23 protein-coding genes and 1 other annotated feature are annotated in these 25,171 nt (G+C 44.8%); of the genes, 18 read left to right on the top strand and 5 right to left on the bottom strand.

The annotated features are described in order from the left end of the window. Positions 1-3: 3 nt before the first annotated feature. The 6 genes from pspF to AWH66_RS07110 all read left to right on the top strand — a co-directional run bounded on the left by pspF (position 4) and on the right by AWH66_RS07110 (position 6,397). Positions 4-1,023, top strand: a complete 1,020-nt coding sequence (pspF, locus tag AWH66_RS07135) for a phage shock protein operon transcriptional activator (RefSeq protein WP_063605519.1) — start codon at positions 4-6, stop codon at positions 1,021-1,023. A gap of 140 nt (positions 1,024-1,163) precedes the next feature. Beyond that, positions 1,164-2,783, top strand: a complete 1,620-nt coding sequence (locus AWH66_RS07130; RefSeq protein ID WP_063605520.1) for an ABC transporter substrate-binding protein — start codon at positions 1,164-1,166, stop codon at positions 2,781-2,783. Further along, entirely contained in the window at positions 2,784-3,746 is a 963-nt protein-coding gene (locus AWH66_RS07125; protein ID WP_063605521.1) for an ABC transporter permease, read from the top strand. Further along, positions 3,733-4,620: a putrescine export ABC transporter permease SapC gene (sapC, locus tag AWH66_RS07120; RefSeq protein WP_063605522.1), complete on the top strand. Its 888-nt coding sequence runs from the start codon at positions 3,733-3,735 to the stop codon at positions 4,618-4,620. The genes AWH66_RS07125 and sapC overlap by 14 nt, the downstream gene beginning before the upstream one ends. Continuing rightward, a complete protein-coding gene (locus tag AWH66_RS07115) occupies positions 4,620-5,615 on the top strand; it encodes a peptide ABC transporter ATP-binding protein (protein WP_063605523.1) in 996 nt (331 codons plus the stop codon). The genes sapC and AWH66_RS07115 overlap by 1 nt, the downstream gene beginning before the upstream one ends. Then, positions 5,612-6,397, top strand: a complete 786-nt coding sequence (locus AWH66_RS07110; protein ID WP_063605524.1) for a peptide ABC transporter ATP-binding protein — start codon at positions 5,612-5,614, stop codon at positions 6,395-6,397. The genes AWH66_RS07115 and AWH66_RS07110 overlap by 4 nt, the downstream gene beginning before the upstream one ends. Positions 6,398-6,481: 84 nt before the next feature. Here AWH66_RS07110 and rluB read toward each other — a convergent pair whose 3' ends face one another. The 3 genes from rluB to rnm form a co-directional block, all read right to left on the bottom strand. Beyond that, positions 6,482-7,414, bottom strand: coding sequence for a 23S rRNA pseudouridine(2605) synthase RluB (rluB, locus tag AWH66_RS07105; protein WP_063605525.1), 933 nt, complete (start codon positions 7,412-7,414; stop codon positions 6,482-6,484). A gap of 140 nt (positions 7,415-7,554) precedes the next feature. Further along, positions 7,555-8,175, bottom strand: a complete 621-nt coding sequence (locus AWH66_RS07100; RefSeq protein ID WP_063605526.1) for an L-threonylcarbamoyladenylate synthase — start codon at positions 8,173-8,175, stop codon at positions 7,555-7,557. Between the two features lie 77 nt (positions 8,176-8,252). Beyond that, positions 8,253-9,143 carry an RNase RNM gene (rnm, locus tag AWH66_RS07095; protein ID WP_063605527.1) on the bottom strand — a complete coding sequence of 297 codons (891 nt, stop codon included), beginning with the start codon at positions 9,141-9,143 and terminating at the stop codon, positions 8,253-8,255. A gap of 135 nt (positions 9,144-9,278) precedes the next feature. Then, positions 9,279-9,381: a sequence feature (Trp leader region), on the top strand. Between the two features lie 126 nt (positions 9,382-9,507). On the opposite strand from rnm, the gene AWH66_RS07090 reads away from it, so the two are divergent. From AWH66_RS07090 to AWH66_RS07040, 11 genes are all read left to right on the top strand, one after another. Then, the gene (locus tag AWH66_RS07090; protein ID WP_063605528.1) at positions 9,508-11,073 is read left to right on the top strand and encodes an anthranilate synthase component 1; all 1,566 of its coding nucleotides are present in this window, start codon (positions 9,508-9,510) and stop codon (positions 11,071-11,073) included. Between the two features lie 5 nt (positions 11,074-11,078). Continuing rightward, complete coding sequence (locus AWH66_RS07085; RefSeq protein WP_063605529.1) at positions 11,079-11,687, top strand: aminodeoxychorismate/anthranilate synthase component II; 609 nt, start codon at positions 11,079-11,081, stop codon at positions 11,685-11,687. Positions 11,688-11,726: 39 nt separating this feature from the next. After that, positions 11,727-12,725, top strand: a complete 999-nt coding sequence (gene trpD / locus AWH66_RS07080; RefSeq protein WP_063605530.1) for an anthranilate phosphoribosyltransferase — start codon at positions 11,727-11,729, stop codon at positions 12,723-12,725. Between the two features lie 28 nt (positions 12,726-12,753). After that, positions 12,754-14,118 (top strand): bifunctional indole-3-glycerol-phosphate synthase TrpC/phosphoribosylanthranilate isomerase TrpF, encoded by a 1,365-nt coding sequence (gene trpCF / locus AWH66_RS07075; RefSeq protein ID WP_063605531.1) that lies wholly within the window; start codon positions 12,754-12,756, stop codon positions 14,116-14,118. 46 nt (positions 14,119-14,164) lie between these two features. Beyond that, complete coding sequence (trpB, locus tag AWH66_RS07070) at positions 14,165-15,355, top strand: tryptophan synthase subunit beta (protein ID WP_063605532.1); 1,191 nt, start codon at positions 14,165-14,167, stop codon at positions 15,353-15,355. Next, positions 15,355-16,173, top strand: coding sequence for a tryptophan synthase subunit alpha (trpA, locus tag AWH66_RS07065; RefSeq protein WP_063605533.1), 819 nt, complete (start codon positions 15,355-15,357; stop codon positions 16,171-16,173). Before trpB ends, trpA begins: the two co-directional genes overlap by 1 nt. Positions 16,174-16,524: 351 nt before the next feature. After that, on the top strand, positions 16,525-17,760 hold the full coding sequence (locus AWH66_RS07060; RefSeq protein ID WP_038228130.1) for a dicarboxylate/amino acid:cation symporter: 1,236 nt from the start codon (positions 16,525-16,527) through the stop codon (positions 17,758-17,760). Positions 17,761-18,007: 247 nt separating this feature from the next. After that, positions 18,008-18,580: a septation protein A gene (locus AWH66_RS07055; RefSeq protein WP_063605534.1), complete on the top strand. Its 573-nt coding sequence runs from the start codon at positions 18,008-18,010 to the stop codon at positions 18,578-18,580. Between the two features lie 85 nt (positions 18,581-18,665). Beyond that, positions 18,666-19,067, top strand: a complete 402-nt coding sequence (gene yciA, locus AWH66_RS07050) for an acyl-CoA thioester hydrolase YciA (RefSeq protein WP_038228126.1) — start codon at positions 18,666-18,668, stop codon at positions 19,065-19,067. A 73-nt stretch (positions 19,068-19,140) separates the two neighbouring features. Continuing rightward, positions 19,141-19,437: a YciI family protein gene (locus tag AWH66_RS07045; protein ID WP_006071598.1), complete on the top strand. Its 297-nt coding sequence runs from the start codon at positions 19,141-19,143 to the stop codon at positions 19,435-19,437. A gap of 9 nt (positions 19,438-19,446) precedes the next feature. Next, on the top strand, positions 19,447-19,851 hold the full coding sequence (locus AWH66_RS07040) for a GspS/AspS pilotin family protein (RefSeq protein WP_063605535.1): 405 nt from the start codon (positions 19,447-19,449) through the stop codon (positions 19,849-19,851). Positions 19,852-19,907: 56 nt separating this feature from the next. Here AWH66_RS07040 and metE read toward each other — a convergent pair whose 3' ends face one another. Next, positions 19,908-22,187 (bottom strand): 5-methyltetrahydropteroyltriglutamate--homocysteine S-methyltransferase, encoded by a 2,280-nt coding sequence (metE, locus tag AWH66_RS07035; RefSeq protein ID WP_063605536.1) that lies wholly within the window; start codon positions 22,185-22,187, stop codon positions 19,908-19,910. 197 nt (positions 22,188-22,384) lie between these two features. On the opposite strand from metE, the gene metR reads away from it, so the two are divergent. Continuing rightward, positions 22,385-23,296 (top strand): HTH-type transcriptional regulator MetR, encoded by a 912-nt coding sequence (metR, locus tag AWH66_RS07030; RefSeq protein WP_063605537.1) that lies wholly within the window; start codon positions 22,385-22,387, stop codon positions 23,294-23,296. A gap of 75 nt (positions 23,297-23,371) precedes the next feature. Here the strand turns inward: metR and AWH66_RS07025 are convergent, their stop codons facing one another. Beyond that, positions 23,372-24,868, bottom strand: a complete 1,497-nt coding sequence (locus tag AWH66_RS07025; RefSeq protein WP_083399967.1) for an ArnT family glycosyltransferase — start codon at positions 24,866-24,868, stop codon at positions 23,372-23,374. Between the last annotated feature and the right edge of the window lie 303 nt (positions 24,869-25,171).

Raw genomic sequence — 25,171 nt, 5'->3', positions numbered from 1 at the left:
ACTATGGCGCAAAACTTAATTGGCGAATCTCCTGCTTTTCTAGCTGTACTCGATAAAGTATCTCGTCTCGCTCCCATTGACCGTCCAGTGCTGGTTATTGGCGAGCGTGGTACAGGTAAAGAACTGATTGCTCAGCGTTTACACTATTTGTCTAAACGTTGGGATCAACCTTTGGTTTCTCTTAATTGTTCAACCTTGAGTGAAGGGCTGATCGACTCTGAGCTGTTCGGGCACGAATCTGGTGCGTTTACCGGTGCAAAAGGTCGTCACCAAGGACGATTCGAGCGGGCAGAAAATGGCACACTGTTCTTAGACGAGCTCGCTACCACCCCTTTATCTGTGCAAGAGAAGCTCCTTAGAGTGATTGAATACGGACAGTATGAACGCGTAGGTGGAGCAAAAGCGTTGGAAGCTGACGTTCGCCTGGTTTGTGCCACCAACGAAGATTTACCTAAACTCGCCGAGCAAGGAAAGTTTCGCCCTGACCTTCTTGATAGACTGGCATTTGACGTGATCCATCTACCACCTCTGCGCCATCGTCCAGAGGATATTCCACTCTTAGCCGAGTTCTTTGCAATAAAAATGTGTCGAGAGTTAGGTCTACCGTTCTTTGTTGGGTTCACCGAACAAGCCTGGCAAAGTATGGCTGACTACCCTTGGCCAGGTAACATTCGTGAATTAAAAAATGTAGTGGAGCGTGCTGTGTATCAGCAAGGAGCCAATGAACAGCCCATTGAGTCATTAATATTCAATCCATTTGAAGGTCAATTCGGTGCTCTCCCATCAATGAGAGCGGAACATAGTGAGACGCCTTCGGAACAAGAGCCTCTGTCCTCGCAACCTCCTGCTGAAGAGGCGTTCACCTTTCCACTCGATTTTAAAACATGGCAGGATGAACAAAATATAAAGTTGATTAATGAAGCACTTAAGCAAGCTCAATACAATCAACGCGGTGCTGCTAAGCTGCTAAGCTTGAGCTATGATCAGCTAAGAGGTTTAGTGCGAAAGTACAAACTGGTTTGAGCAGGTTCAGACAGTCGCCACACTTTTTAACCAATTGCACGATAAGTGCTTGTGATTATTGGTTTAGCTGACGATTTAGTGGTAAATTACCCTGATCTCAATACAGATATTACGTTCGCTAAAATGAATGTAGCGTGTTTATGAAGGCATTAATCAATTTATCGCTTGGACTTTGCGGTCTCATCCTATTGACAGGTTGCGAAGAAAAAGTCGATCACTCGAAAGTTAGACAAGACGGATTCGTCTATTGCGACCAAGGTCGTCCTAGTACTTTTAACCCGCAATTAGTAGACGGTGGCATCACTGTCGAATCCATTGCGCCGCAGTTATTCGATACGCTACTAACGCTAAACCCGGGTACTCACCAACCTGTTCCAAACTTAGCGAAATCCTGGCAAGTTAATGAGGAAGGCACCGAGTACACGTTCACTCTGCGCAAAGGTGTAGAGTTCCAAACCACTGAATGGTTTACTCCCACACGTCCGATGAATGCGGACGATGTTGTATTTAGCTTCACGCGTATTATCGACCCTAACAACCCTTTCCACGACGTAGGCGGCAGTGTCTATCCATGGTTCGCAGGCATTGACTTCGCAAATTTGGTCGAGAAAGTTGAAGCATTGGATGACAATACCGTTAAGTATACTCTATCAAGGCCAGACAACTCGTTCCTTTCCAACATTTCGACGGCACACGCACCTATCTATTCTGCTGAATATGCTGATCAACTCGTATTTTCCGATCATAAACTCGATATTGATATTTACCCTGTTGGTACTGGGCCTTTCTACCTAGACGAATACCAAGTCGCAGATTTAGTTCGCCTAAAGCGTCACGAAAACTACTGGCGTGGCAAAGTAGATATGGAACAAGTCGTATTTGATATCTCTCATCGCGGAGCTGGCGCCTTAGCTAAACTATTAAGAAATGAGTGCGATGTCCTGAACTCGCCTATTTCGAGCCAAATTCCTGTGATACTGAATGAAGAGTCCATCGTCCTGCAAGCCAAGCCAGCCATGAACGTGGCTTTTGTGGCTATCAATACTCAGCATCAAGCACTTAGTGACCCTAGAGTTCGCAAAGCCCTGAATCTCGCGATTAACCGCGACAACATTCTCGAAGCAGTTTATTTTGGCACGGGTGAGAAAGCTTATAGTCTTCTTCCACCAAGTTCTTGGGCACACCAGAAAGATGCCACTCAAATTCGCTATGACCGGAATTATTCAATGGCGCTGCTAAAAGAGGCTGGCTATGAGAAAGGTCTAGAGCTCACCATGGCGGTGCCTCTTGAGCCACGTGTCTACAACCCGAGTCCGCGTAAAACGGCAGAACTTATCCAAGCTAACTTAGCCGATGTGGGAATTACCCTTAACCTACTCACCGATGATCGAGTCGATCGCCAAGAGCTATCGAATATTGAGTCCGTTGATCTACTGCTAACAGGCTGGGTGGGAAATACGGGCGACCCAGATAACTACTTACGTCCTTTGTTATCTTGCACGTCAAAACGTGAAGGTTTAAATCTATCTATGTGGTGTAATGATGACTTTGACTTTCTGTTAGATCTGGCACTTGAGGTGAGTCAACCAAGATATCGACTCAATCTATATCGACAAGCACAAAACATTTTGAATGAGGAAGTTCCTGTGTTGCCTATTGCGCACGGTCAAAAATATCAAGCACATAGCGATAGTCTGACAGGTTTTAGAACCAGTCCATTCAATGCCCAACCGTTTGATCAAGTTGTGAGGTTGAAGTAGATGTTTTGGTATTCTGTCCGCAGACTAAATCTATTTGTCATTACGTTATTGATCCTGACTTTCGTCGGCTATAGCTTAGTGAGACTTGACCCTGATTCTTTCTGGACTACTCAAGCGTTTTTCCCTGGTTGGCTTGATTATGTCGCTCAATTGTCTCGTCTAGACTTTGGACTGACTAAAGCTGGCGTGCCCATTACCCAAGAGCTTTCAGCAGTACTTCCTGCAACTCTTGAGCTGTGTTTTGCTGCGTTTATGATATCGGTGTTTGTGGGTATTCCAGCTGGCACCATCGCGGGTATGAGACAAGGTAAATGGTTGGATAACATCATTTCGTTCTCCTCCATGGTAGGTTATGCCGCACCCTTATTCTGGATTGCGTTATTGATGATTATGTACTTCTCGCTGAATTATCAATGGTTCCCTGTTGCCGGACGCTATGACCTACTTTATGAAATTGATCATGTCACAGGATTTGCACTCATTGATGCTCTGCTATCGGACGCACCTTATCGCAAAGAGGCGTTACAAAGCGTTATTGAACATATGATTTTGCCTTGTTTAGTGCTCGCCCTCTCACCGACGATGCAAGTTATTCGTATGATGCGTACTTCAGTAACCGAAGTAATGGGACAAAACTACATTCGAGCTGCTCGAATTAGAGGTTTATCTAACTATGAAATCGTCATTGAGCACGTGCTACGTAATGCCATTCCACCCATTATTCCTAAGCTTGGGGTTCAGCTCTCAAGTATGATCACACTTGCCATTATGACTGAGTCTATTTTTAACTGGCCGGGTATTGGACGTTGGCTGCTGGATGCGCTTTCCAATCAGGATTATGCATCAATTCAAGCTGGCGTCTTGGTTGTGGCTTCTATCGTCTTGGCAGCGAGCATTTTGTCAGATCTGTTGGGTGCGATGGTCAATCCTCTAGTAAGGAAGGAATGGTATGCTGTCAGATAACGTCTACCAAGAAGAGCGTATTCCTACTCAGCTAGAGCGATTTTGGCGCAGTTATCGTTCGAATAGCCTCTCAATGTTTGGTCTTTGGTGTTTGGTTTTTGTTATTATCATCACTCTTGCCTCACCATTTATCGCGCCTTACGACCCAATGGCGCAGAGCTCCTATTTGTTAATTCCACCATCTTGGGATCCTCAAGGTACCGTCGATTTCTTCTTTGGGACCGACGATTTAGGTCGCGATATTTTGTCACGCATTATCGATGGCTCACGCCTCTCATTTGGCGCTGCAATTATCATTACAGCCATTGCAGCAGCAGTAGGTTGCTTAATTGGTATATTAGCAGGAATGACGCGCGGCCTACTTTCCAGTACGCTGAACCACCTTCTCGACACTGTAATGTCTATCCCATCGTTACTACTAGCGATCATATTCGTGGCGTTCTTAGGTCCTGGTGAGTTCAATATTCTGCTAGCAATATGTTTAGCACTCATTCCAAGGTTCATTCGCTCAATCTATGTTGCGGTTCATACCGAAGTTGAAAAAGACTACATTATGGCTGCTCGATTAGACGGCGCGAACGACTTCTATCTGCTATGGAACTCTATACTGCCTAATATATTAACAGTCATTGCAGCCGAAGTGACTTTTGCGTTATCCATCGCCATACTAGACATTACCGCACTTGGTTTCCTTGGTCTGGGCGCACAAGCGCCAAGCAGCGAATGGGGAGCAGTGTTAGGTGATGCCGCTGAGTTGCTCTATTTAGCACCATGGACTGTTATCCTTCCTGGTTTGGCTATTCTGTTTACCGTTGTTGTGGTGAATATTGTTGGTGAAGGTGTGCGCAGCGCACTAAACGCGGGGATCGAATAATGCCAGTTTTAGATATTCGACACTTGACCATCGAAATCGAGACACCACAAGGTCTCGTCAAAGCGGTGGATCGCATGAGCTTTACCATCAATGAAGGTGAAATTCGAGGTTTGGTTGGCGAATCCGGTTCAGGAAAAAGTCTTGTTGCCAAGGCCATTGTTGGCGTTTGTAAGGACAACTGGCGCGTGACCGCCGATAGAATGCGCTTAGGCAATATCGATCTACTGCAACTCACTCCTCGTGAACGCAGACGTGTTATTGCTCGCGATGTGGCAATGATTTTCCAAGAGCCTTCAACCTGTCTTGACCCCTCTGACGAAGTGGGCAAGCAGCTTATAGAATCGATCCCTTCTCGTTCCTTTGAAGGTAAATGGTGGGAGCGATTTAAGTGGCGTAAAAAACAAGCCATCGCGTTACTTCATAAGGTGGGTATTAAAGACCATACTCGTATCATGAACAGCTACCCTTACGAACTGACTGATGGTGAATGTCAGAAAATCATGATCGCCATGGCAATTGCAACCAAGCCAAAACTGCTGATTGCAGATGAACCAACCAACGACTTGGATCCAATTACTCAATCGCAAATATTGCGTCTGTTGAGTCGTATGAATCAGTTAAATAACACCACTATCATTCTGATCGGCCACGACTTAACCACCATTACTCAATGGGCGACTCGAATTACAGTGATGTACTGTGGTCAGTCTGTCGAATCGGCAGATACTGCAAAACTGCTCGCTAAACCCAAACATCCCTATACAGTTGCACTGCTCAAAGCAATGCCGGATTTTGGCGATTGGATTCCACACAAAGAGAAGCTCCAATCCTTACCAGGTTCTATTCCGCCATTACAGCATTTACCGATTGGTTGTCGCCTGGGCCCTCGTTGCCCCTATGCGCAGAGACAATGCGTGGAAATTCCTAGCGCTAAACGCGTTAAGAATCATAAATACAGTTGTCACTTCCCTCTTAATACGGAGAAAAAAGCATGAGTGCGTTGTTAGAAGTCTCCGGATTAAAAAAAGACTTTGTAACTCGATCTAAGCTATTTAAGAAAAAAATTCAGCACGCCGTTAAACCAGTGAGTTTTGACCTAGAAGCCGGGCAAACTATCGGCTTTATTGGCAAAAATGGTTCTGGTAAATCCACGCTAGCTCGTATGCTTGCGGGCGTAGTCGATCCAACCGCGGGAGAAATTCGAGTCAACGGTGATTTACTTGAACATAAAGATTACTCCACCCGTTGCAAACTGATTCGCATGATCTTTCAAGACCCAAACACGTCTTTGAATCCAAGAATTCAGATTGGTCGTATTTTGGAAGGCCCGCTAAAACGAAACACCAATATGCCTCCAGAAGCGCGTATGCGACGAGTAAAAGATACCTTGGTTCGAGTAGGCTTACTTCCAGAGCATGCTTACTTCTACCCTCAGATGTTGGCAACAGGTCAAAAGCAGCGTGTTTGCCTCGCTCGTGCTTTGATCCTTCAGCCTTCAATTATCGTCGCAGATGAAGCGTTGAACGGCCTTGATATGGCAATGCGCTCGCAAATCATTAACCTATTCTTAGAGCTTCAAGAAGAGATGGGGGTTGCGTTCGTTTACGTGTCACAACACTTAGGCATCATCAAACATATTACCGACAAGGTCATGGTAATGCACGAAGGTGATGTAGTGGAATACGGAAACACTAATGAGATCATGACCAATCCACAACATATTGTGACCCAGCGTATGGTGGAGAGTCATTTCCGCAAAACGCCAATGCATAGGTAAAAACTTGGCATAGTTAGAAGGTGGCTCGATCTTCAGACGAAAAAAAGCCAGCTAGATAAGCTGGCTTTTTAGTAACTATAACGCTTAGCGTCGAGTCTTGGAGCGAGCGCTTTGCTCACCAGCAGACTTTTTGTTACGACGCTGCTGGTTACTGCGACCTTTAGGTGCATTAGCACGCTCTTCATGACGGCGTACCGCACGACGAATCTTCTGGCTACGAGAACGCTCACGTTGACGTGACGTGTTCTGACTAAGATCTAACAACGTTTCTTTTTCGGGACGTAATTCAACGAGCTCACGAAGATAGTTCACTTCTTTCAGTGTCAGCTCCATCCATCCACCACGTGGCAGCTTCTTATCAAGATAGATGTCGCCATAACGGACACGTTTCAAGCGGCTAACTGTGGTTTCTTGTGATTCCCAAAGACGGCGAACTTCACGGTTACGACCTTCGTTGATAACTACGTAGAAAGTATGGTTCATACCTTCACCACCGGCGTAAACTACATCTTCGAAACGAGCCATACCGTCTTCAAGTTCTACGCCGTTGACCACATTGCGAACTTTCTTCTCGTTAATCTCACCAAATACACGAACCAAGTACTCACGTTCAACTTGGCGACTTGGGTGCATTAGACGGTTTGCTAGCTCACCATCGGTAGTGAAAAGAAGTAGACCTGATGTGTTGGCATCAAGACGACCAACAGAAATCCAGCGCGAACCGCGGATCTTAGGTAGGCGATCAAATACTGTGCGGCGACCTTCAGGGTCGTGACGAGTACATAACTCACCTTCTGGCTTGTAATAGGCCAGCACTCGACAAACCACTTCTTCTTGTGCTTTGGCAGAAACTGTATGACCATCAATACGGATAACCGCATTTTCGTCTTCTAGACGTTCACCTAGTCTTGCTACCTGACCATTAACACTCACGCGCCCAGATTTGATTAGGGTTTCAAGTTCACGTCGTGAACCATGGCCTGCGCGAGCAAGCACCTTTTGTAATTTTTCGCTCATTTACCTACCTATAATGTCGTCTTCACAGACGTCGAAACCAGATAATGCGACCTTAAAAATCGCGGTCGCACATTATCGCAAAGAATTCTGTTAGACGCACCAAGTTTCTTCCCTTAATTAGTAAGAAAACATTGACCTATTTATTGGAATGGCGTTGGGTCACCAGCCCCTGTTCGCAAGACTTTCGCCTCGTCATCACTAAAGTCAATAACCGTTGTAGGCTGTTCACCTAAATAGCCACCATTTAGTATGCAATCAACCGCATGCTCTAGCTTATCGCGAATATCTTCAGGATCAGACTCTGTAATGTCATTTCCCGGAAGAATCAGCGACGTTGACATTAAAGGTTCACCAAGTGCTTCTAACAAATCCAATGCGATGCGATTGTCTGGAACACGAATACCAATTGTTTTACGTTTTGGATTCATTAGCCTACGCGGCACTTCTTTGGTCCCTTTAAAAATAAAAGTAAACGGACCCGGTGTATTATTTTTAAGTAATCTGAAAGCTGTGTTGTCTACTCGAGCGTAAAGAGATAACTCTGATAAATCTCGACACAACAATGTAAAATTGTGTTTGTCATCTAAACGACGTATTTGACAGATACGCTCTAGCGCCTGTTTATTTTCAAGCTGACATCCAAGCGCGTAGCCAGAATCAGTTGGATAAATAATCACCCCACCATTGCGGATAATGGCAACGGCCTGATTGATCAAGCGCGTTTGTGGATTCTCTGGGTGTACATAAAAAAATTGACTCATTGTTATTCCTTCAAGCTTTTAGGATGCTCTCGGTACAACCTTCCATGTTGTTCGACTTCAAGAGCGCTCTCTTTTAACTACTGCTGTGCAGCATCCCCACTATCTAGTGTAGCGCTGTCGAGTGAGGTTGCCGTCTTTAAAGATAATTGGTCCCATACTGGTTCAACTCCAGATGGAAGCCATAAATTTCTACCTAACTCCATCCAAGGCGACGGGTAATGGAAATCCGACCCTTGTGAAGCTAATAGATTGTATTGTATCGCATAATCGGCCAGGTTGCGTCTTTCTTGAAGACTTTGTTGCGGCTGTGCTACTTCCATCGCGTCACCGTTAGCCTCACAAAATGCAGCGATTAGTCGTTTGAGCCACTTTGCGGTTAATTGGTAGCGCCCAGGGTGAGCGAGGACCGCCACTCCCCCTGCACTATGAATCGCAGCAACAGCTTCTTGCATTGAACACCAATTAGGAGGCACATAACCAGTATTATTACGCGTCATATATTTCTTAAACACTTGCTGCATGGTTTTAGCATAGCCGTTGTCCACCAACCACTTTGCAAAGTGTGCACGAGTGATTGGCGCGTCTCCCGCGATAAGTTTTACTTCTTCTAGAACGCCTTCACGAGTGGCCTTCTCTAATCTATGTGCAATGAGTTCGGAGCGTTCAACACGTCTTGCTTGCTGAGCTTCGATAAGCGCTAATAATTCCGGAGAATCAATTGATACGCCTAGCCCCACAATATGAATGTCTTTGTTCTGCCAGACGGTTGAGATTTCAATGCCGTTGACCAACTCAATCGGTAGTGATTGCTGTTCAATAAGCTCAAGCGCTTCGGGGATCGCATCCAAAGTATCATGGTCAGTAATGGCAAGCACCTTGACATCAAAACCAATCGCTCTGTCTAAAAGTTCGGCAACCGATAGTCGGCCATCTGAGGCTGTGGTATGGCTATGTAAATCTATCTTCATTTTTTCACAATTTCGGTTGACTTTCGCACCATGAACTAGTTAACTAGTACGCAGATACATTATTTGAGTTAAGCACGTATGTTACTAGATATTCATACAATCAAAAAACCTTTAAACCGTACGGTTAATTCTCTACAAGGTTGGTGGCGCACTTGGACACAATCCGAGTGGGCTTTTTTGCGTGCATAATCAAAACCTAATTTGATTAAAGCCCACTCAAACGAGTGGGCTTTTTTGTTTTTCGATTTAACTGATTAATTAAGCAACAAATTGAACCTATTCAACGTTGGGCAAACGTTTTAATTATGCGAGTATGTATCAAGATTGTTGCAAAAGCAGATTCAAAGAATTTAGAGGAGGTTTTGTGAACAAAGCCATTACCATCAAAAAGCAAGGTCGTTTGGAAGTACTGTCATTGCAAGTACCTTATACCCAAGATCCGACACGACTATTTCATACGCTATGTGAAAACAAAACAGATAGCCTGTTGCTTGAGTCTGCTGAAATTGACTCTAAACAAGATCTCCAAAGTCTGCTTATCGTTGATTCAGCGGTAAGAATTGTTTGTGAGGGTCACAAAGTTCGCTACGAAGCATTAACCACAAACGGCGTTAACTTACTCAATATCATTGCTCAGAATCTTGCTGAAGGTATTGAATTTACCCTACAAGAACGTGAGTTAGTCGTTCAGTTTGAGATGCCTGATGATACGCTTGATGAAGATTCTAGACTCCGTGAAGCCTCTTCTTTTGATGCACTTCGCCTTGTACAACACAGTTTCGACCTGACAGGCCAAGATAAAAATGCATTGTTTATGGGCGGACTTTTCGCTTATGACATCGTTGCTAACTTCGAACCTCTGGGTGATGCTGAGCAATCAAACCAATGCCCAGACTTCGTATTTTATGTCGCAGAGAGTTTACTTGTTGTTGACCACCAAAAAGAATCGTGCGACCTGCACACAACGTTGTTCAACCATGATGAAGATGAATTAGCTCGTATCCGAGGAAGAATTCTACAAATCAGTCAGCAATGCGATGACCTAAAGCTTGTTCCAGAGGCGAAAAAAGTTGAAGGTATCGAAGAGACCGTTAGTATCTCTGATGAAGATTTCTGCCAGATAGTAAGAGATTTAAAAGAGTACGTCGTTCGTGGCGACATTTTCCAAGTCGTTCCATCACGCCGTTTCACTCTACCATGCCCTTCTCCGCTAGCTGCATACAAAGAGCTGAAGCAAAGCAACCCAAGTCCATACATGTTCTACATGCAGGACGAGTTATTCACCCTATTTGGAGCATCACCCGAAAGCGCACTCAAGTACGGTTCTGACTCCAATCAAATTGAAATCTACCCTATTGCGGGCACACGACGTCGCGGTAAAAACGCCGATGGCTCCATCAACAAAGATCTAGACAGCCGCATTGAACTGGAACTGCGTAGCGACATGAAAGAGAACGCTGAGCACATGATGCTGGTTGATTTAGCTCGTAACGATGTTGCACGAATCGCAGAGCCCGGCACTAGACATGTCGCCGATCTACTTCAAACCGATCGTTATAGCCACGTCATGCATTTAGTGTCCCGTGTTGTTGGACAGCTCCGTGGTGATCTCGATGCCCTTCATGGCTATCAAGCATGTATGAACATGGGAACACTTACAGGTGCACCAAAGATTCGTGCTATGCAGCTTATTCGTCAATTTGAAGGGCAAACACGTGGTAGCTATGGTGGAGCAGTTGGTTACATGAATGGTACTGGTGACCTTGATACGTGTATCGTCATCCGCTCCGCCTATGTAGAGGATGGAGTTGCTCAGGTTCAAGCCGGCGCAGGTGTTGTATTTGATTCCGACCCTCAATCTGAGGCAGACGAAACACGAGGAAAAGCACAAGCCGTTATTTCTGCCATTAAAACGGCGCACAAGGGGTAATTACAATGTCTACTAATACTATTTCTAGCAAAGCCAACATTGTATTTGTCGACAACTTCGACTCATTTACTTACAACCTGGTCGACCAATTCCGCAGCTTAGGCCACAACGTAAAGATCTATCGTAATCACATTGCTGCTGACGTCATAGCTAACGCGGTGCTTGAATTGGACAATCCAGTGGTTGTGCTTTCTCCTGGCCCAGGCGCGCCAGCAGATGCGGGTTGCATGCCAGCACTCATCAAAACACTGCGTGGCAAAGTACCCATGATCGGTATTTGTCTAGGCCACCAAGCGATTGTAGAAGCTTACGGTGGTGTGGTAGCTGGTGCTGGAGAAATCATTCACGGCAAAGTATCCATGATGGCTCACGATAACCACAGCATTTATCAAGGACTGCCGTCACCAATGGCAATCGCGCGCTATCACTCTCTGGTCGCAACGACAGTGCCTGACAGCCTAGATATCACTGCACAAGTCAATGGTTTGGTGATGTCTGTCGCGCATGAACAAGACCGTGTCTGTGGTTTTCAATATCACCCAGAGTCGATCATGACGACGTATGGCGCAACGTTGCTAAGCAACGCTATTGCGTGGGCAACGAAACAGCTTTAATCATTCAAACAACTGAAACAAATTCAAGGAATCGTAATCATGGAAACTATTATTAATAAACTTTACGACCAACAAGACCTGTCTCAACAAGAGAGCCAGCAGTTGTTTGACACCATCATTAAAGGCGAACTTGACCCTATTTTGATGTCTGCCGCGTTGACCGCTCTGAAAATCAAAGGTGAAACCCCAGAAGAGATCGCAGGCGCAGCCAAAGCACTATTAGCCAATGCAAATCCCTTCCCCCGTCCTGACTATGACTTCGCAGATATCGTGGGTACTGGTGGCGACGGAGCTAACACTATCAACATTTCCACAACGGCAGCATTTGTTGCCGCGGCTTGTGGTTTAAAAGTAGCGAAGCATGGTAACCGCGGTGTGTCGAGCAAATCTGGCTCTTCTGACCTGCTCGACTCTTTTGGCATCAACCTAGCGATGTCTGCCGAGGACACACGTAAAGCCGTTGATGATATTGGTGTTGCCTTCCTATTTGCACCGCAATATCACGGTGGTGTTCGTCATGCGATGCCCGTTCGCCAAACCATGAAAACTCGCACTATCTTCAATATTTTGGGCCCGCTGATTAACCCAGCAAAACCAAATATCGAGTTGATGGGCGTTTATGACGCAAAACTGGTTCGTCCTATTGCAGAAACCATGCTACAAATGGGGATGAAACGTGCAGCTGTAGTACACGGTAGCGGTCTAGACGAAGTAGCGATTCATGGCGAAACGCTAGTAGCCGAAATCAAAGACGGAAAAATTACCGAGTACACGTTAACGCCAGAAGATTTCGGCTTAGATGCTCATCCACTTGAGGCTATCAAAGGTGGTGAGCCAGAAGAAAACCGCGCAATTATCACCAATATGCTGACCGGAAAAGGTACTGACGCTCAACTTGGCGCTGTTGCTGTCAACGTTGCGTTATTGATGAAATTATTTGGGTATGACGACCTTAAGTCTAATGCTCAGCAAGCGATAGATGCCATGAATTCAGGTAAAGCGTATCAACTCGTCCAGCAACTCGCTGAGCGCGGATAGACCATCGACGACAACATAGGAAAAGAAAATGGAAACTGTATTAGCAAAAATCGTCGAAGACAAAAAAATCTGGGTTGCGGCTCGTAAAAAGTCTCAACCACTAGAAAGCTTCAAATCAGACTTAGAGCCATCAGATCGCAGTTTTTACGATGCACTTTCTACTGGGAAAGCGGCTTTCATTCTCGAATGTAAAAAAGCGTCCCCTTCAAAAGGACTAATCCGCGACGATTTCGACTTGGACTATATTGCTTCGGTGTACAACAATCACGCAAGCGCCATCTCAGTTTTAACAGATGAGAAATATTTTCAAGGGAACTTTGATTTTCTTCCACAAGTACGCGGCCAGGTGAAACAGCCGGTTATTTGTAAGGATTTCATGATCGATGTCTATCAGGTTTATCTTGCACGTCACTATGGCGCCGACGCTATTCTACTCATGTTATCGGTACTCGATGATGACAAATATCGTGAACTTGCAGCCGTAGCTGAATCTCTGGGGTTAGGCATACTGACGGAGATAATTAGCGAGCAAGAGTTGAAGCGAGCTGATGCTTTAGGAGCAAAAGTAGTCGGTATTAATAATCGCGACTTACGAGATCTATCAATTGACTTAGATCGCACCAAGAAACTAGCACCTAAACTATCGGAAGGGACTATCGTCATTTCAGAGTCCGGAATATACAACCATCAACAAGTGCGTGATTTAGCTGCATATGCTAATGGATTCCTTATCGGCAGCTCATTGATGGCTGAAAAAGACCTCGAACTTGCCGTTCGCAAAGTGCTTTTAGGCGATAACAAAGTATGTGGCCTAACACAAGCGGACGATGCAGCAAAAGCTTACCAAGCCGGTGCAGTCAAAGGCGGACTGATTTTCGTTGAGAAGTCTCCGCGCTATGTCGATTTAGAATCAGCTCGCATGGTCATGAGTGGCGCTCCACTTGAGTTTGTTGGCGTATTCCAAAACCATAATCCGGAGTTTGTCGCAGATACAGCGAATCAACTGAAACTGTCTGCGGTCCAGCTACACGGTAACGAAGACCAAGCCTATGTGGATACGCTCAAAACCCTTCTTAATGATGATATCAAAGTGTGGAAAGCACACGGCGTCACCGATGAGCTACCAGACCTAACCAGCGTCAATGTTGACCGCCACTTATTGGATGCCAAGGTAGGTGAACAATCAGGCGGTACCGGGAAAAGCTTTGACTGGCAATTATTAAATAACACCACTGACATTATGCTAGCTGGAGGACTGTCTCCTGAGAATGTTAAGCAAGCTAGTCAGCTTGGATGCATCGGCTTAGATCTCAATTCGGGCGTTGAGTCCGCACCGGGTAAGAAAGATGCCGAAAAACTCAACCAAGCCTTCGCATTAATTCGAGATTACTAAAACTTGCTCTAGTACGAGTAACAAGTTTCAACTTAAGGAATTTACCATGTCTAAATTAGATGCCTATTTTGGCGAATACGGTGGACAATTTGTTCCACAGATCCTTGTCCCAGCACTGGATCAGCTAGAGCAAGCCTTTATCGATGCTCAGGATGACCCTGAATTTCGTTCAGAGTTTATGTCCCTACTACAAGAATACGCGGGACGTCCAACGGCACTAACACTAACTCGCAACCTAACCAAAGGCACCAAGACGAAGCTTTACCTTAAACGTGAAGATTTACTTCACGGTGGTGCTCACAAAACCAATCAAGTACTTGGCCAAGCTTTACTTGCCAAACGTATGGGTAAAAACGAAATTATTGCCGAAACAGGTGCTGGTCAGCATGGGGTTGCAACAGCACTTGCTTGTGCGTTGCTTGGACTAAAATGCCGAGTATATATGGGTGCAAAAGACGTAGAACGTCAAAGTCCTAACGTTTTCCGCATGCGTCTAATGGGTGCTGAGGTAATTCCTGTGCATTCTGGTTCAGCAACACTAAAAGATGCCTGTAATGAAGCACTACGTGACTGGTCAGCCAGCTACGAAGATGCGCACTACTTGCTAGGGACAGCGGCAGGCCCTCACCCGTTCCCAACCATTGTACGTGAATTCCAGCGTATGATTGGTGAAGAGACCAAAAATCAAATCCTAGCACGTGAAGGGGTTCTTCCTGACGCTGTTATTGCCTGTGTCGGCGGTGGCTCAAATGCCATTGGCATGTTTGCAGACTTTATTGAAGACGAGAGCGTTCGCCTAATCGGTGTTGAACCAGCAGGACTAGGGATTGATACAGACCAACACGGCGCACCATTGAAGCATGGTACTACTGGTATATTCTTCGGTATGAAAGCGCCACTTATGCAAGACCCACATGGCCAAATAGAAGAGTCTTATTCCGTCTCTGCAGGTCTCGACTTCCCATCCGTTGGACCACAGCACGCTTATCTCAATAGTATTGGTCGAGCAGAGTACGAGTCTATTTCTGATGACGAAGCACTTGAATCATTCCAAGAACTAGCACGCGGAGAAGGTATTATCCCAGCTCTTGAGTCTTCACACGCACTGGCTTACGCGTTAAAGATGGCACGCGAAAACCCAGAGAAGGAACAGCTTCTCGTTGTTAACCTATCAGGGCGCGGAGACAAAGATATATTCACTGTTCACGATATCTTAAAAGAAAAAGGAGTTATGTAATGAGCCTGAATCAAGATCGCTACAAAGAAATGTTTCAACGCCTAGGCGAGAAGAATCAAGGCGCTTTCGTTCCTTTCGTGACAATGGGAGATCCAAACCCAGAGCTGTCTCTGAAAATCATCGAAACCTTAGTTGAGTCCGGCGCTGATGCGCTAGAGCTTGGCATGCCATTTTCAGACCCTCAAGCGGACGGCCCTACTATTCAAGGCGCAAACATTCGTGCTTTGGACTCAAAAACCACACCGACTATCTGTTTTGAACTACTGGCAAAAATACGTTCAAAGTACCCAGAGCTTCCAATTGGATTGCTCATGTACGCAAACCTCGTCTATTCAGGTGGCGTTGACACTTTCTATAAGAAATGCGCGGAAGTGGGCGTCGACTCAGTACTGATCGCTGACGTCCCAACTAACGAAAGCAAAGAGTTTGTGGAAGCGGCTCATAAGCACGGTATTCACCCTATCTTTATTGCGCCACCAACAGCGAGTGAAGAAACCATTCAGCAAGTGGCAAAACTAGGCGGCGGCTATACCTACTTGCTTTCGAGAGCCGGAGTAACTGGTACTGAAACTAAAGCGAATATGCCTATGAATACTCAGCTAGACAAACTCACCAAACATGATGCTCCGCCATCATTACTTGGTTTTGGTATTTCTGAACCGAAGCAAGTATCTGAGGCGTTGGCTGCCGGTGCTGCAGGGGCTATTTCTGGTTCAGCGGTCGTTAAAATCATCGAGAACAACTTGGCAGAGCCAGAAAAAATGCTAAACAAACTTGCTGAATTTGTTAATGCAATGAAAGCAGCAACACAAAAATAGACGTCAGTTTAGACAGTTTATTTCGCCCTTTCATAACAGAAAAGTTGCGCCAAATGCGCAACTTTTTTTTTACATCTTTACCGTCACAACTATTATCAATATCTTTCAATCCGTAAGTAATTATTAACCAAATTCAAAGCAAACGTTTGCTATTGGTCAATAGAACAGCATTTCTTCTAATATTCTTATCTAAATCACCGCTAATTGATTTCTATCTATTGCTAACAGTGCTAATAAAGTGTAAAAACTCCAACGAACATTAGTCTAACATTTGCCGTTCATCTGGAAGACTATGCTAGGATTTTATAATTTATTAGCACAGGAGTTAAGGAAGTGTTAAAAGAAAAGTTGATGCTAAACAATATTGGCGTCCAAGTCGTGATTGCAATGATCTTAGGTACCCTAATCGGTGCCATGATGGGTGAATCTGCGTCTATGTTTGCCCCACTGGGTACTATCTTTATTAATCTAATTAAGATGTTAGTCATTCCTTTGGTTGCCGTAGCTCTGATTTCTGGTGCTGCAGGTCTTGGCAACAGCAGTAACGCAGGTAAAGTTGGTGTCACCACACTGGCTTATTTTGGTCTAACATCAGCTCTAGCAGTGGCGTTAGCGCTTGTTATGGGTGAAGTGTTCCAACCAGGTATTAATATCGATACAGCAGGCATCGAAGGCATGTTCTCTGCTGAATACGCTTCCAAGGGCGACCTACCTTCTTTTTGGGCAACCATTACAGGTATGATCCCGACCAACGTTTTTCAGTCCTTGAATGAAGCAAACATCCTACAGATCTTGGTGTTCTGCCTATTCTTTGGTATCGGCCTTTCTAAACTAGAAGAAACTCGTCGTAACCCTCTTCTTAATGGCGTAAACGCAATCGTTGATGTTATGGTGTGGATGATCAATAAAGTGATGATCATTGCTCCTATCGGCGTATTCGGCCTAATGGCAGAAGCGGTTGGCACTTTCGGCTTTGGTGCACTAATGGTGGTATTCAAGCTGTTCGTCGTCTACATCGCTGCCATTCTTATCTTTGGCTTTGTTGTATACCCACTAATGATTCAAGTGTTTACAAAGACATCAGCGAAGAAGTTCATTAGTGCCATGAAAAAGCCTCAGGCAGTTGCACTATCTACAGCCTCTTCAATGGCAACACTGCCTGTAACTATGGACACTGTAGAAAAAGAGTTAGGTGTTAAGAACTCGACAGCATCGTTCGTACTGCCACTTGGTGCGACCATCAACATGTCTGGTAACGCAATCTACTACGGCCTCGTAGCTATCTTCTTTGCACAACTATTTAATATCGACCTTTCAATGGGCGCATACATTGCTATCATCGTTACATCGACATTAGGTGCGGTTGGTCAAGCTGGTGTTCCAGGCCCTTCATTCCTTGTCGTAGCGGTACTACTGGCGGCTGGCATTCCTATCGAAGGTCTACCTCTGCTATTCGCTTTAGACCGTATCTTCGACATGATTCGTACTGCACTAAACATCACTGGTGATGCAGCCTGTGCGGTCATCGTTGATGCTCTGGTTGAAGAAGAAGCACAAGAGGCTGAGTTACAAAAACAGCAAGCTTAACGTAAAGCTAATAAACGGATTACAAGGGTTGTCACTCTATGGTGGCGACCCTTTTTTATATGAGACTGTTTTAATTTATATTTTTCTATTAGGTTATCTCTGATTACAAACAAAAGGAGTTCGTTTCGTCACTCATAGAGCTCTCCTTGTCCAAAGCATCTTCACCACCAATTTGTTCAAATTGTTTTGTATTGGCAAAGTTTTGGTTACACTGTCGTGAATCACCATTGAAAGGTTTGCGAGAAACATGAAGCAACTACTTGATTTTATTCCACTGATTATCTTTTTCGTTCTATATAAGATGCAAGATATCTACGTAGCAACGGGCGCATTGATCGTCGCAACCGCAGTTCAAATCGTCGTCACCTATTTCCTATATAAGAAAGTCGAAAAAATGCAGGTCATTACATTTTTAATGGTCGCTGTGTTTGGTGGCATGACGATATTCTTACATGATGACAACTTCATAAAATGGAAAGTAACTATTGTTTACGTGATCTTTGCGATAGGTCTAGCGGTTAGTCATGCAATGGGACGAAGTGCTATTAAAGGTATGCTGGGTAAAGAAATCACCTTACCTGACGCGGTTTGGGCCAAAGTAAACTATGCGTGGGTCGGCTTCTTTTCTTTCTGCGCGGGTTTGAACATTTACGTCGCTTACTCCCTTCCACTCGACGTTTGGGTAAACTTTAAAGTCTTCGGCCTATTAGCCGCTACCCTGCTCTTCACCATTTTCACTGGTGTGTATATCTACAAACACATCCCAAAAGATGAAGAAGGCAAACCTGCCAAAAATGAGAACCAAGATCATACGTCTTGATTCAAGGCGGAAGTTTTGTATACTCCGCAGATAATTGAAAACAGCGACCTACGGGTCGCTGTCTTGTTTCAGGAAGACTATAACCATGACCAATACAACATCGAACACACCCAAAGGCCAGCCTATAATTCGTACTCTGGCTATGCCAGAAAACACCAATGCGAATGGCGATATATTTGGTGGTTGGATTATGTCTCAATTGGACTTAGCCGGCGGTATCCTAGCTAAAGAGATCTCTCATGGCCGTATCGTGACGGTTTCAGTGTCAGGTATCACGTTCAAACACCCCGTAAAAGTTGGTGATGTGGTTTGCTGCTATGGTGAATGCACCAAAATTGGTAATACCTCAATGACCATCAACCTAGAAGTATGGGTTAAACCAGTAAGCTTAGAAGGTGTCGGAGAGCGTTACCAAGTATGTGAAGCAACCTTCCATTACGTTGCCATTGATGCAAATGGACGCCCTCGTCCAATTAATCCAAATTAAAGCAGTTCTAGCGATGACTTTTCAGTGAAAAAATGACATCTTATGAGGACATGACTATTTGAAGGAAACAAATATGTGGTACGTTATTTTTTCACAAGACGTTGAGAACTCACTAGAAAAGCGTCTCAGCGTTCGCCCACAACATCTGGAAAGACTTCAAACACTCCAAGATGAAGGTCGATTGCTCACCGCAGGCCCAATGCCAGCCATCGACAGTGATAATCCGGGAGATGCTGGGTTTACTGGCTCAACCGTTATTGCTGAGTTCGAATCGTTAGCGGCAGCGCAACAATGGGCAGATGCTGACCCGTACATTGAAGCTGGTGTTTATGCTAACGTTATCGTTAAACCATTTAAGAAAGTATTCTAAAGGCGAACGATGAAAAAATCTCTTTGGATGGCTATCACGGCAGTGACCGTGTTAGCTGGCTGTTCTAGCACCAATGATGACCAACAGCGTCAAATAGAAATGCTGGCTCAAAGCCGCGCTAGCGTGTTGTCTTCTGGTTTGCCGATTGAACAGGGCCCTTTATCCATCATGAAGGCCTCCGCCAACAAAGGCACGGTTGAAATTATGATGATCTACAATACCGATGCCAAAGGCGCGAAACCGCTTGATACGGTATTACGTAATAGCATGAACTATTACTGTACAGACCGTGAAGTGAAGTCAAATCTGGATATGGGTTTGGCCTATCGCATCAAAATTCGTAATTCGCGCGGTCAACTTATGATAGACCAGCTAGTCACAAAAGATTATTGCGACAAGCCGCCTGCGAACTAGTTCGACTCATCGAAAAAAGGCTTGCAGATGCAAGCCTTTTCTACTTTTTTCACCGATTAACTTAGCTTTTTACGTAAGTTACTCGCAGCTTTCACTAAGTTGTTTAATGACGCTTCCGTTTCTTCCCAGTTACGTGTTTTTAGACCGCAGTCTGGGTTCACCCATAACCTTTCCACAGGAATACGTTCAGCCGCTTTCTCAATCAATTGCTCAATCCATTCAACGGTCGGGATGTTTGGAGAGTGAATATCGTAAACCCCCGGTCCAATCTCATTTGGATAGTTAAACTCTTCAAACGCATTTAGCAGTTCCATATTTGAACGAGAAGTTTCAATGGTAATCACATCTGCATCTAACGCAGCAACAGATTCAATGATTTCATTAAACTCGCTGTAACACATATGAGTGTGTATTTGGGTTTCTGGTTTAGCACTTGCCGCAGACACTTTGAACGCCTTCACCGCCCACTCTAGATACGCTTTATGGTCACGCTGTTTTAGCGGTAAGCCTTCGCGAATAGCAGGTTCATCAATCTGAATGATATTAATTCCGGCGTTCTGCAAATCATTAACTTCATCTTGAAGCGCTAATGCAAGCTGATTCGCTATCGTTTCTCGCGTCACATCCTCACGAGGGAACGTCCAACATAAGATAGTCACAGGACCCGTTAACATACCTTTCATCGGTTTTGAGGTTAGAGACTGAGCGTAAGTTGACCACTCAACTGTCATTGGTTTGTCACGTTCAATATCAGCAACCACGATGGCAGGTTTCACACAGCGCGAACCATAGCTCTGTACCCAACCAAATTGAGTAGTTTGAAAGCCTGAAAGATTCTCCGCAAAGTACTCCACCATATCATTACGTTCAGCTTCACCATGCACCAAAACATCTAATCCAGTGGCTTCCTGTCGCTCTACCGTATCTTTGATAAACGCATGCATAGCGGTTTGATAGCTAGAGAAATCAATGTCATTACGTTTGTACGCCGCACGTGTTTGTCGAACTTCAGAGGTTTGTGGGAACGAACCTATCGTCGTAGTTGGCAATAAAGGAAGCTTCAAAACTTCTTTCTGGTGATGGGCTCGCTCATCATAAGGTGCGCAGCGATCACCGTTGGTTTGGCCCAGAGCGGCAACACGCTTTTGAACCGCAGGTTTATTCACCCAAGTCGATAGCTCACGCTCTATAATGGGTTGACTGTATTGAGCACAATACTGTCTTGCATTTTCATCGCCATCTAATGCCTTAGCCAACCATTGCACTTCACTAACCTTCTGTTTGGCAAAGGAGAACCAGTTTTTTGTTCCTTCTGGAAGTTTGGTCTCCAGGTCTAAATCAACCGGGCTGTGTAGCAAAGAACATGAGGTGGCGATCCACAAACGATCACCAAGCTTTTCTTTTACTGGCTGCAACTGTTGTAGCTTACTGTGTAGATTTGCGCGCCATACATTTCGACCATTGATAGTACCGACCGATAACACCCAGTCTTCTGGTAGTTGATCAACCACTATATTTAGCTGTTCAGGAGCCGCTGCTACATCAATGTGCAGCCCATCAACACTTAGCTGCTTAATCACATCTAGCGATTCTACAACCGAGTCAAAATAGGTTGTTAGTAACACTTTCACGTCACTTCGAATTACCTGATAGGCCAGCTTAAAACTGCTTAGCCATGGCTTTGGAAGCTCAAGAGACAATATTGGCTCGTCAATTTGCACCCACTCCACACCCTGCTTTTCTAGTTTCGCTAAGATAGCTTGGTATGCCGTCAAAAGACGCGGCAAAAGAGTGAGTCTATCAAAACCGTCTTCGACTTCTTTACCGAGATAAAGGTAACTCAACGGGCCTAGAAGCACAGGTTTCACATTGCGGTTATCTTGCTGAGCTTCATTTATCTCATCAAATAATTGGGTCCAACTTACCTGAAAACTATCTTGCGAGGAAAACTCAGGAACAATATAGTGATAGTTGGTGTTAAACCACTTCGTCATGTCTGACGCCGCTTGGCCACTGCAGCCGCACTGAGCTTGTGACTGGCCTCGTCCGACACGAAAAAGAGTATCAAGATCAGGAAAGCCGTTCGCATGTCGCTTTGGCACATGGCCTAGCAGTAAACTGGTACCAAGTACATGGTCATACCAAGCAAAATCGCCTGCTGTCACGAATGACAGTTCATTATCGCGTTGCAGCGCCCAGTTATTCTCTTTGATGTCATTTGCGGTTTGCTTGAGAGCAGCTTGGTCGCTCTCCCCTTTCCAGTATTTCTCTAGAGCAAATTTAAGTTCGCGTTTTTCACCGATACGTGGATAGCCAAGAATGTGAGTTACTGTCATGTTGATGTCCTTTATCTGAAGCAGTCTGGATGGCTAAACTATCTCCTAGCCAGCAAATATGAACAATCTCAAATCATTCACATTGAATATGAAATTAATTCAACAACAGATAGAAATAGATTTTGGACGTCTAGATGTTTACACATCCTATAAATCGCGTTAAGTTAATAGTCAAGGGAACAGGATGAGGGATATTCATGATAGAGCTAAAGCACTTAAAGACATTGGCATCGCTACGGGACACAGGATCACTAACTGCGACCGCCACATCGCTTCACCTAACTCAGTCCGCCCTCTCTCATCAACTGAAGGACCTAGAAGCGCGTATCGGCTCACCGTTGTTTATTCGTAAGACACGCCCAGTTCGATTTACCTCAGAAGGAGAGATACTCCTCAACCTAGCGAACGAAATTCTTCCTCGCATAGCACAAGCGGAAGGTGATTTAGCAGGTCTCAAAGAAGACATCAACGGTCGTTTGCACATGGCAATAGACTGTCACTCTTGCTTTCAATGGCTGATGCCTGCGTTGAAAGAGTACCAACTCGCGTGGCCTCATGTAGAACTCGATTTTTCCTCTGGCTTCGGCTTTGAACCTATTCCTGCATTGGTTGCTGGAGAGCTAGATCTGGTCATTACCTCTGATATCCAGCCGCGCTCTGAAATTCATTATGAACCCCTGTTCGATTTTGAGATGCGTTTAGTCACGTCCATTTCTCACCTACTAGCAGAAAAGTCTGTGATTAAACCCGAAGATCTATCTGAGCAGACCTTATTGACATATCCCGTTCAAAAGCAACGTCTCGATGTAGTCAAACATTTCTTAACCCCAGCAGGGATAGAACCAAAGAAATGGAAACAAGCTGACAACACCTTAATGTTGGTGCAAATGGTATCGGCAGGTTTAGGGGTCGCAGCTTTACCTAACTGGGCAGTGAGTGAGTTTTCTCGCCAAGGGTTAATTACCAGTAAGCCACTAGGACAAGGGCTTTGGCGAAGACTCTTTGCCGCGGTGAGAAATGGAGAAAAGGATAAACACTATCTGCAAGCGTTTTTTGGGACAGCGAGAACACAATGTCAGCAGCACCTAGAAGGTATCAAGATCGCTTAAGCTCTATTGTAACGTCTCTTCAAAAAAGTAAGCCCTCAATACTAGAGGGCTTATTTGATTATAACGCTGCATTGATTAAGAACGCGGACTCACGATTCCCAAACATACTGCCTGCTGTTTGTCCTGCGGAGACTCTTGATAAATCACTTCTTGCTGAATATCTGGTACAAACTGCGGCCATTCATTAGTAAAGCGAGCAAATACCCCTTTTTCACATCCTGCCCCCATATTACCCATCAACAACACACCCTGCTGCGAAATCGCTTCTGCTGAGATATGGCGATTGTAAACATTGGGTAGCGTCTCATTGCTCCACTGATTCGTCATTTTTGGATGAGGCGCAATATAGAAGGTAAACCATTGAGAAAGCTCTGTTCCACCAACTAATGTCAACGGCTTGTCGTTGTGTTGGTACCAAAACTGTTCTGCTTCGTTGCTTAACGTCTTAATCCCACTAAAGTTCTGTCCCGCATTACGAACGTTAAAGATCATCACCGAGGCGTAACCAACAATCATAACCAATGCCATCACTGACAACACTTTAAATGGTCTCGATAGTTTACCTACAACATCTTTTGCTAGATAAGCAACCAATACTGCCGGCGCAGGCATGAAGAACGGGTGTAGCCATTCCACAAGGCGATTACCTTTATGGAAGGTAAACCAAGCCATGATAAGCACCAGCGGAGCCAATAAAACGAACGTTGTTAACCATACTTTTTCAGGCACATCTTTAGTTAGTTTCAGCGCCCGTTTGCCAAGTAGCGCGGCTAACAAAATAAACGGATAGAATACCGACAGCAGCGCTAACCAACTACCAGGACTCAACTGTGCCGATACTTGACCACTCACCCACTTCACCGACGAGAAGTTGTTAGCAAACATCCAAAAGAAGTTTGGTGTTACTAAAGCTAGAAACGCAATAATACCGGCATAGAAATACGGTTCTTTCCAAAAGCGACGCACGCTTGGCACTGTAAGGCTAAGTATAAATACCATCGCAACCGGTGCGAAGGTCGTGTATTTAGCCATTGCAGAGCAACCGGCTAACACACCAAACGGTAACCACCACTTCGCGTTTTCATAAACCGCTTTAACAAAAAACAGCAAAATCCATGACCAAGAACCGAACAACAAATAGTTGTCGTTATATGGAATGGCTTCAAAATTGATCACGCCCGATAAGTTCAGAGTCAGCAGACCCAACCATGCAAAGGCCGTTGAGTCTGTAAGTTTGTAAGTGAGTCTGTAGCAACCCAGCATACCCAACGCAATAACAGAGAAGTGACCTACATACCAAAATGCTGATGCAAACTCTGTAGTATCTGAGACAAGTAAAATACGAGCAAAAAAGCCTACAAACCACGGGTTGTTTGGACTTCCCCATTCACCATTACTGGCCCAGTTCAACGCTTCCACTGCGTCATAAGGTACGGTTGGATCTAGATGATAAGACACCAAAGACCAAGCAACGGCATAGAAAAAACACCACATGAATGCAAAGCGATGCGAACGCTGCACATCTGTTGAACTCGTGGATGCTCGGTCAAAACTGAGAATAGTTGAAAACATTGGCTAAAAAGGGCTCCCCTAAAAAGTCAAAATAGAAGGTTTTGGCGATAGACTTTACTCACTTGAAGCGCATCACAAAATGGCTTCAAGTCATTTTTCTGTAAATATCTTAGTTATTAATAAGTTATATAAATTAATGACACTTATAATATGAATAGTCTATATGGATAGATAGTCAAGAGCTGTAATGAAATGTCAGCATCGAAGGGACAGAAGAGTACCTTCAGATCGGAAGAGTAAAACGAGAAGTGACTGATTCTATTTATGAATCACACCATTCAATACATTCTGTATAAACTGAAT

Origin of the sequence: Vibrio barjaei, assembly GCF_001639065.2 — a bacterium.
Taxonomy (GTDB): Bacteria; Pseudomonadota; Gammaproteobacteria; order Enterobacterales; family Vibrionaceae; genus Vibrio; species Vibrio barjaei.
Note: the sequence above shows the minus strand (reverse complement) of the source record. Positions and strands in the feature narration are given on the sequence as shown.

Excerpts from the sequence above, each read along its gene's own strand:
- trpCF (WP_063605531.1), top strand. The coding sequence starts at position 12,754 with ATGGAAACTGTATTAGCAAAAATCGTCGAAGACAAAAAAATCTGGGTT.
- metR (WP_063605537.1), top strand. The coding sequence starts at position 22,385 with ATGATAGAGCTAAAGCACTTAAAGACATTGGCATCGCTACGGGACACA.
- sapC (WP_063605522.1), top strand. The coding sequence starts at position 3,733 with ATGCTGTCAGATAACGTCTACCAAGAAGAGCGTATTCCTACTCAGCTA.
- AWH66_RS07115 (WP_063605523.1), top strand. The coding sequence starts at position 4,620 with ATGCCAGTTTTAGATATTCGACACTTGACCATCGAAATCGAGACACCA.
- AWH66_RS07100 (WP_063605526.1), bottom strand. The coding sequence starts at position 8,175 with ATGAGTCAATTTTTTTATGTACACCCAGAGAATCCACAAACGCGCTTG.
- AWH66_RS07055 (WP_063605534.1), top strand. The coding sequence starts at position 18,008 with ATGAAGCAACTACTTGATTTTATTCCACTGATTATCTTTTTCGTTCTA.
- trpD (WP_063605530.1), top strand. The coding sequence starts at position 11,727 with ATGGAAACTATTATTAATAAACTTTACGACCAACAAGACCTGTCTCAA.
- AWH66_RS07060 (WP_038228130.1), top strand. The coding sequence starts at position 16,525 with ATGCTAAACAATATTGGCGTCCAAGTCGTGATTGCAATGATCTTAGGT.
- AWH66_RS07025 (WP_083399967.1), bottom strand. The coding sequence starts at position 24,868 with ATGTTTTCAACTATTCTCAGTTTTGACCGAGCATCCACGAGTTCAACA.
- AWH66_RS07040 (WP_063605535.1), top strand. The coding sequence starts at position 19,447 with ATGAAAAAATCTCTTTGGATGGCTATCACGGCAGTGACCGTGTTAGCT.
- AWH66_RS07130 (WP_063605520.1), top strand. The coding sequence starts at position 1,164 with ATGAAGGCATTAATCAATTTATCGCTTGGACTTTGCGGTCTCATCCTA.
- AWH66_RS07085 (WP_063605529.1), top strand. The coding sequence starts at position 11,079 with ATGTCTACTAATACTATTTCTAGCAAAGCCAACATTGTATTTGTCGAC.
- rluB (WP_063605525.1), bottom strand. The coding sequence starts at position 7,414 with ATGAGCGAAAAATTACAAAAGGTGCTTGCTCGCGCAGGCCATGGTTCA.
- AWH66_RS07110 (WP_063605524.1), top strand. The coding sequence starts at position 5,612 with ATGAGTGCGTTGTTAGAAGTCTCCGGATTAAAAAAAGACTTTGTAACT.
- AWH66_RS07045 (WP_006071598.1), top strand. The coding sequence starts at position 19,141 with ATGTGGTACGTTATTTTTTCACAAGACGTTGAGAACTCACTAGAAAAG.
- trpA (WP_063605533.1), top strand. The coding sequence starts at position 15,355 with ATGAGCCTGAATCAAGATCGCTACAAAGAAATGTTTCAACGCCTAGGC.
- yciA (WP_038228126.1), top strand. The coding sequence starts at position 18,666 with ATGACCAATACAACATCGAACACACCCAAAGGCCAGCCTATAATTCGT.
- AWH66_RS07125 (WP_063605521.1), top strand. The coding sequence starts at position 2,784 with ATGTTTTGGTATTCTGTCCGCAGACTAAATCTATTTGTCATTACGTTA.
- trpB (WP_063605532.1), top strand. The coding sequence starts at position 14,165 with ATGTCTAAATTAGATGCCTATTTTGGCGAATACGGTGGACAATTTGTT.
- rnm (WP_063605527.1), bottom strand. The coding sequence starts at position 9,143 with ATGAAGATAGATTTACATAGCCATACCACAGCCTCAGATGGCCGACTA.
- pspF (WP_063605519.1), top strand. The coding sequence starts at position 4 with ATGGCGCAAAACTTAATTGGCGAATCTCCTGCTTTTCTAGCTGTACTC.
- metE (WP_063605536.1), bottom strand. The coding sequence starts at position 22,187 with ATGACAGTAACTCACATTCTTGGCTATCCACGTATCGGTGAAAAACGC.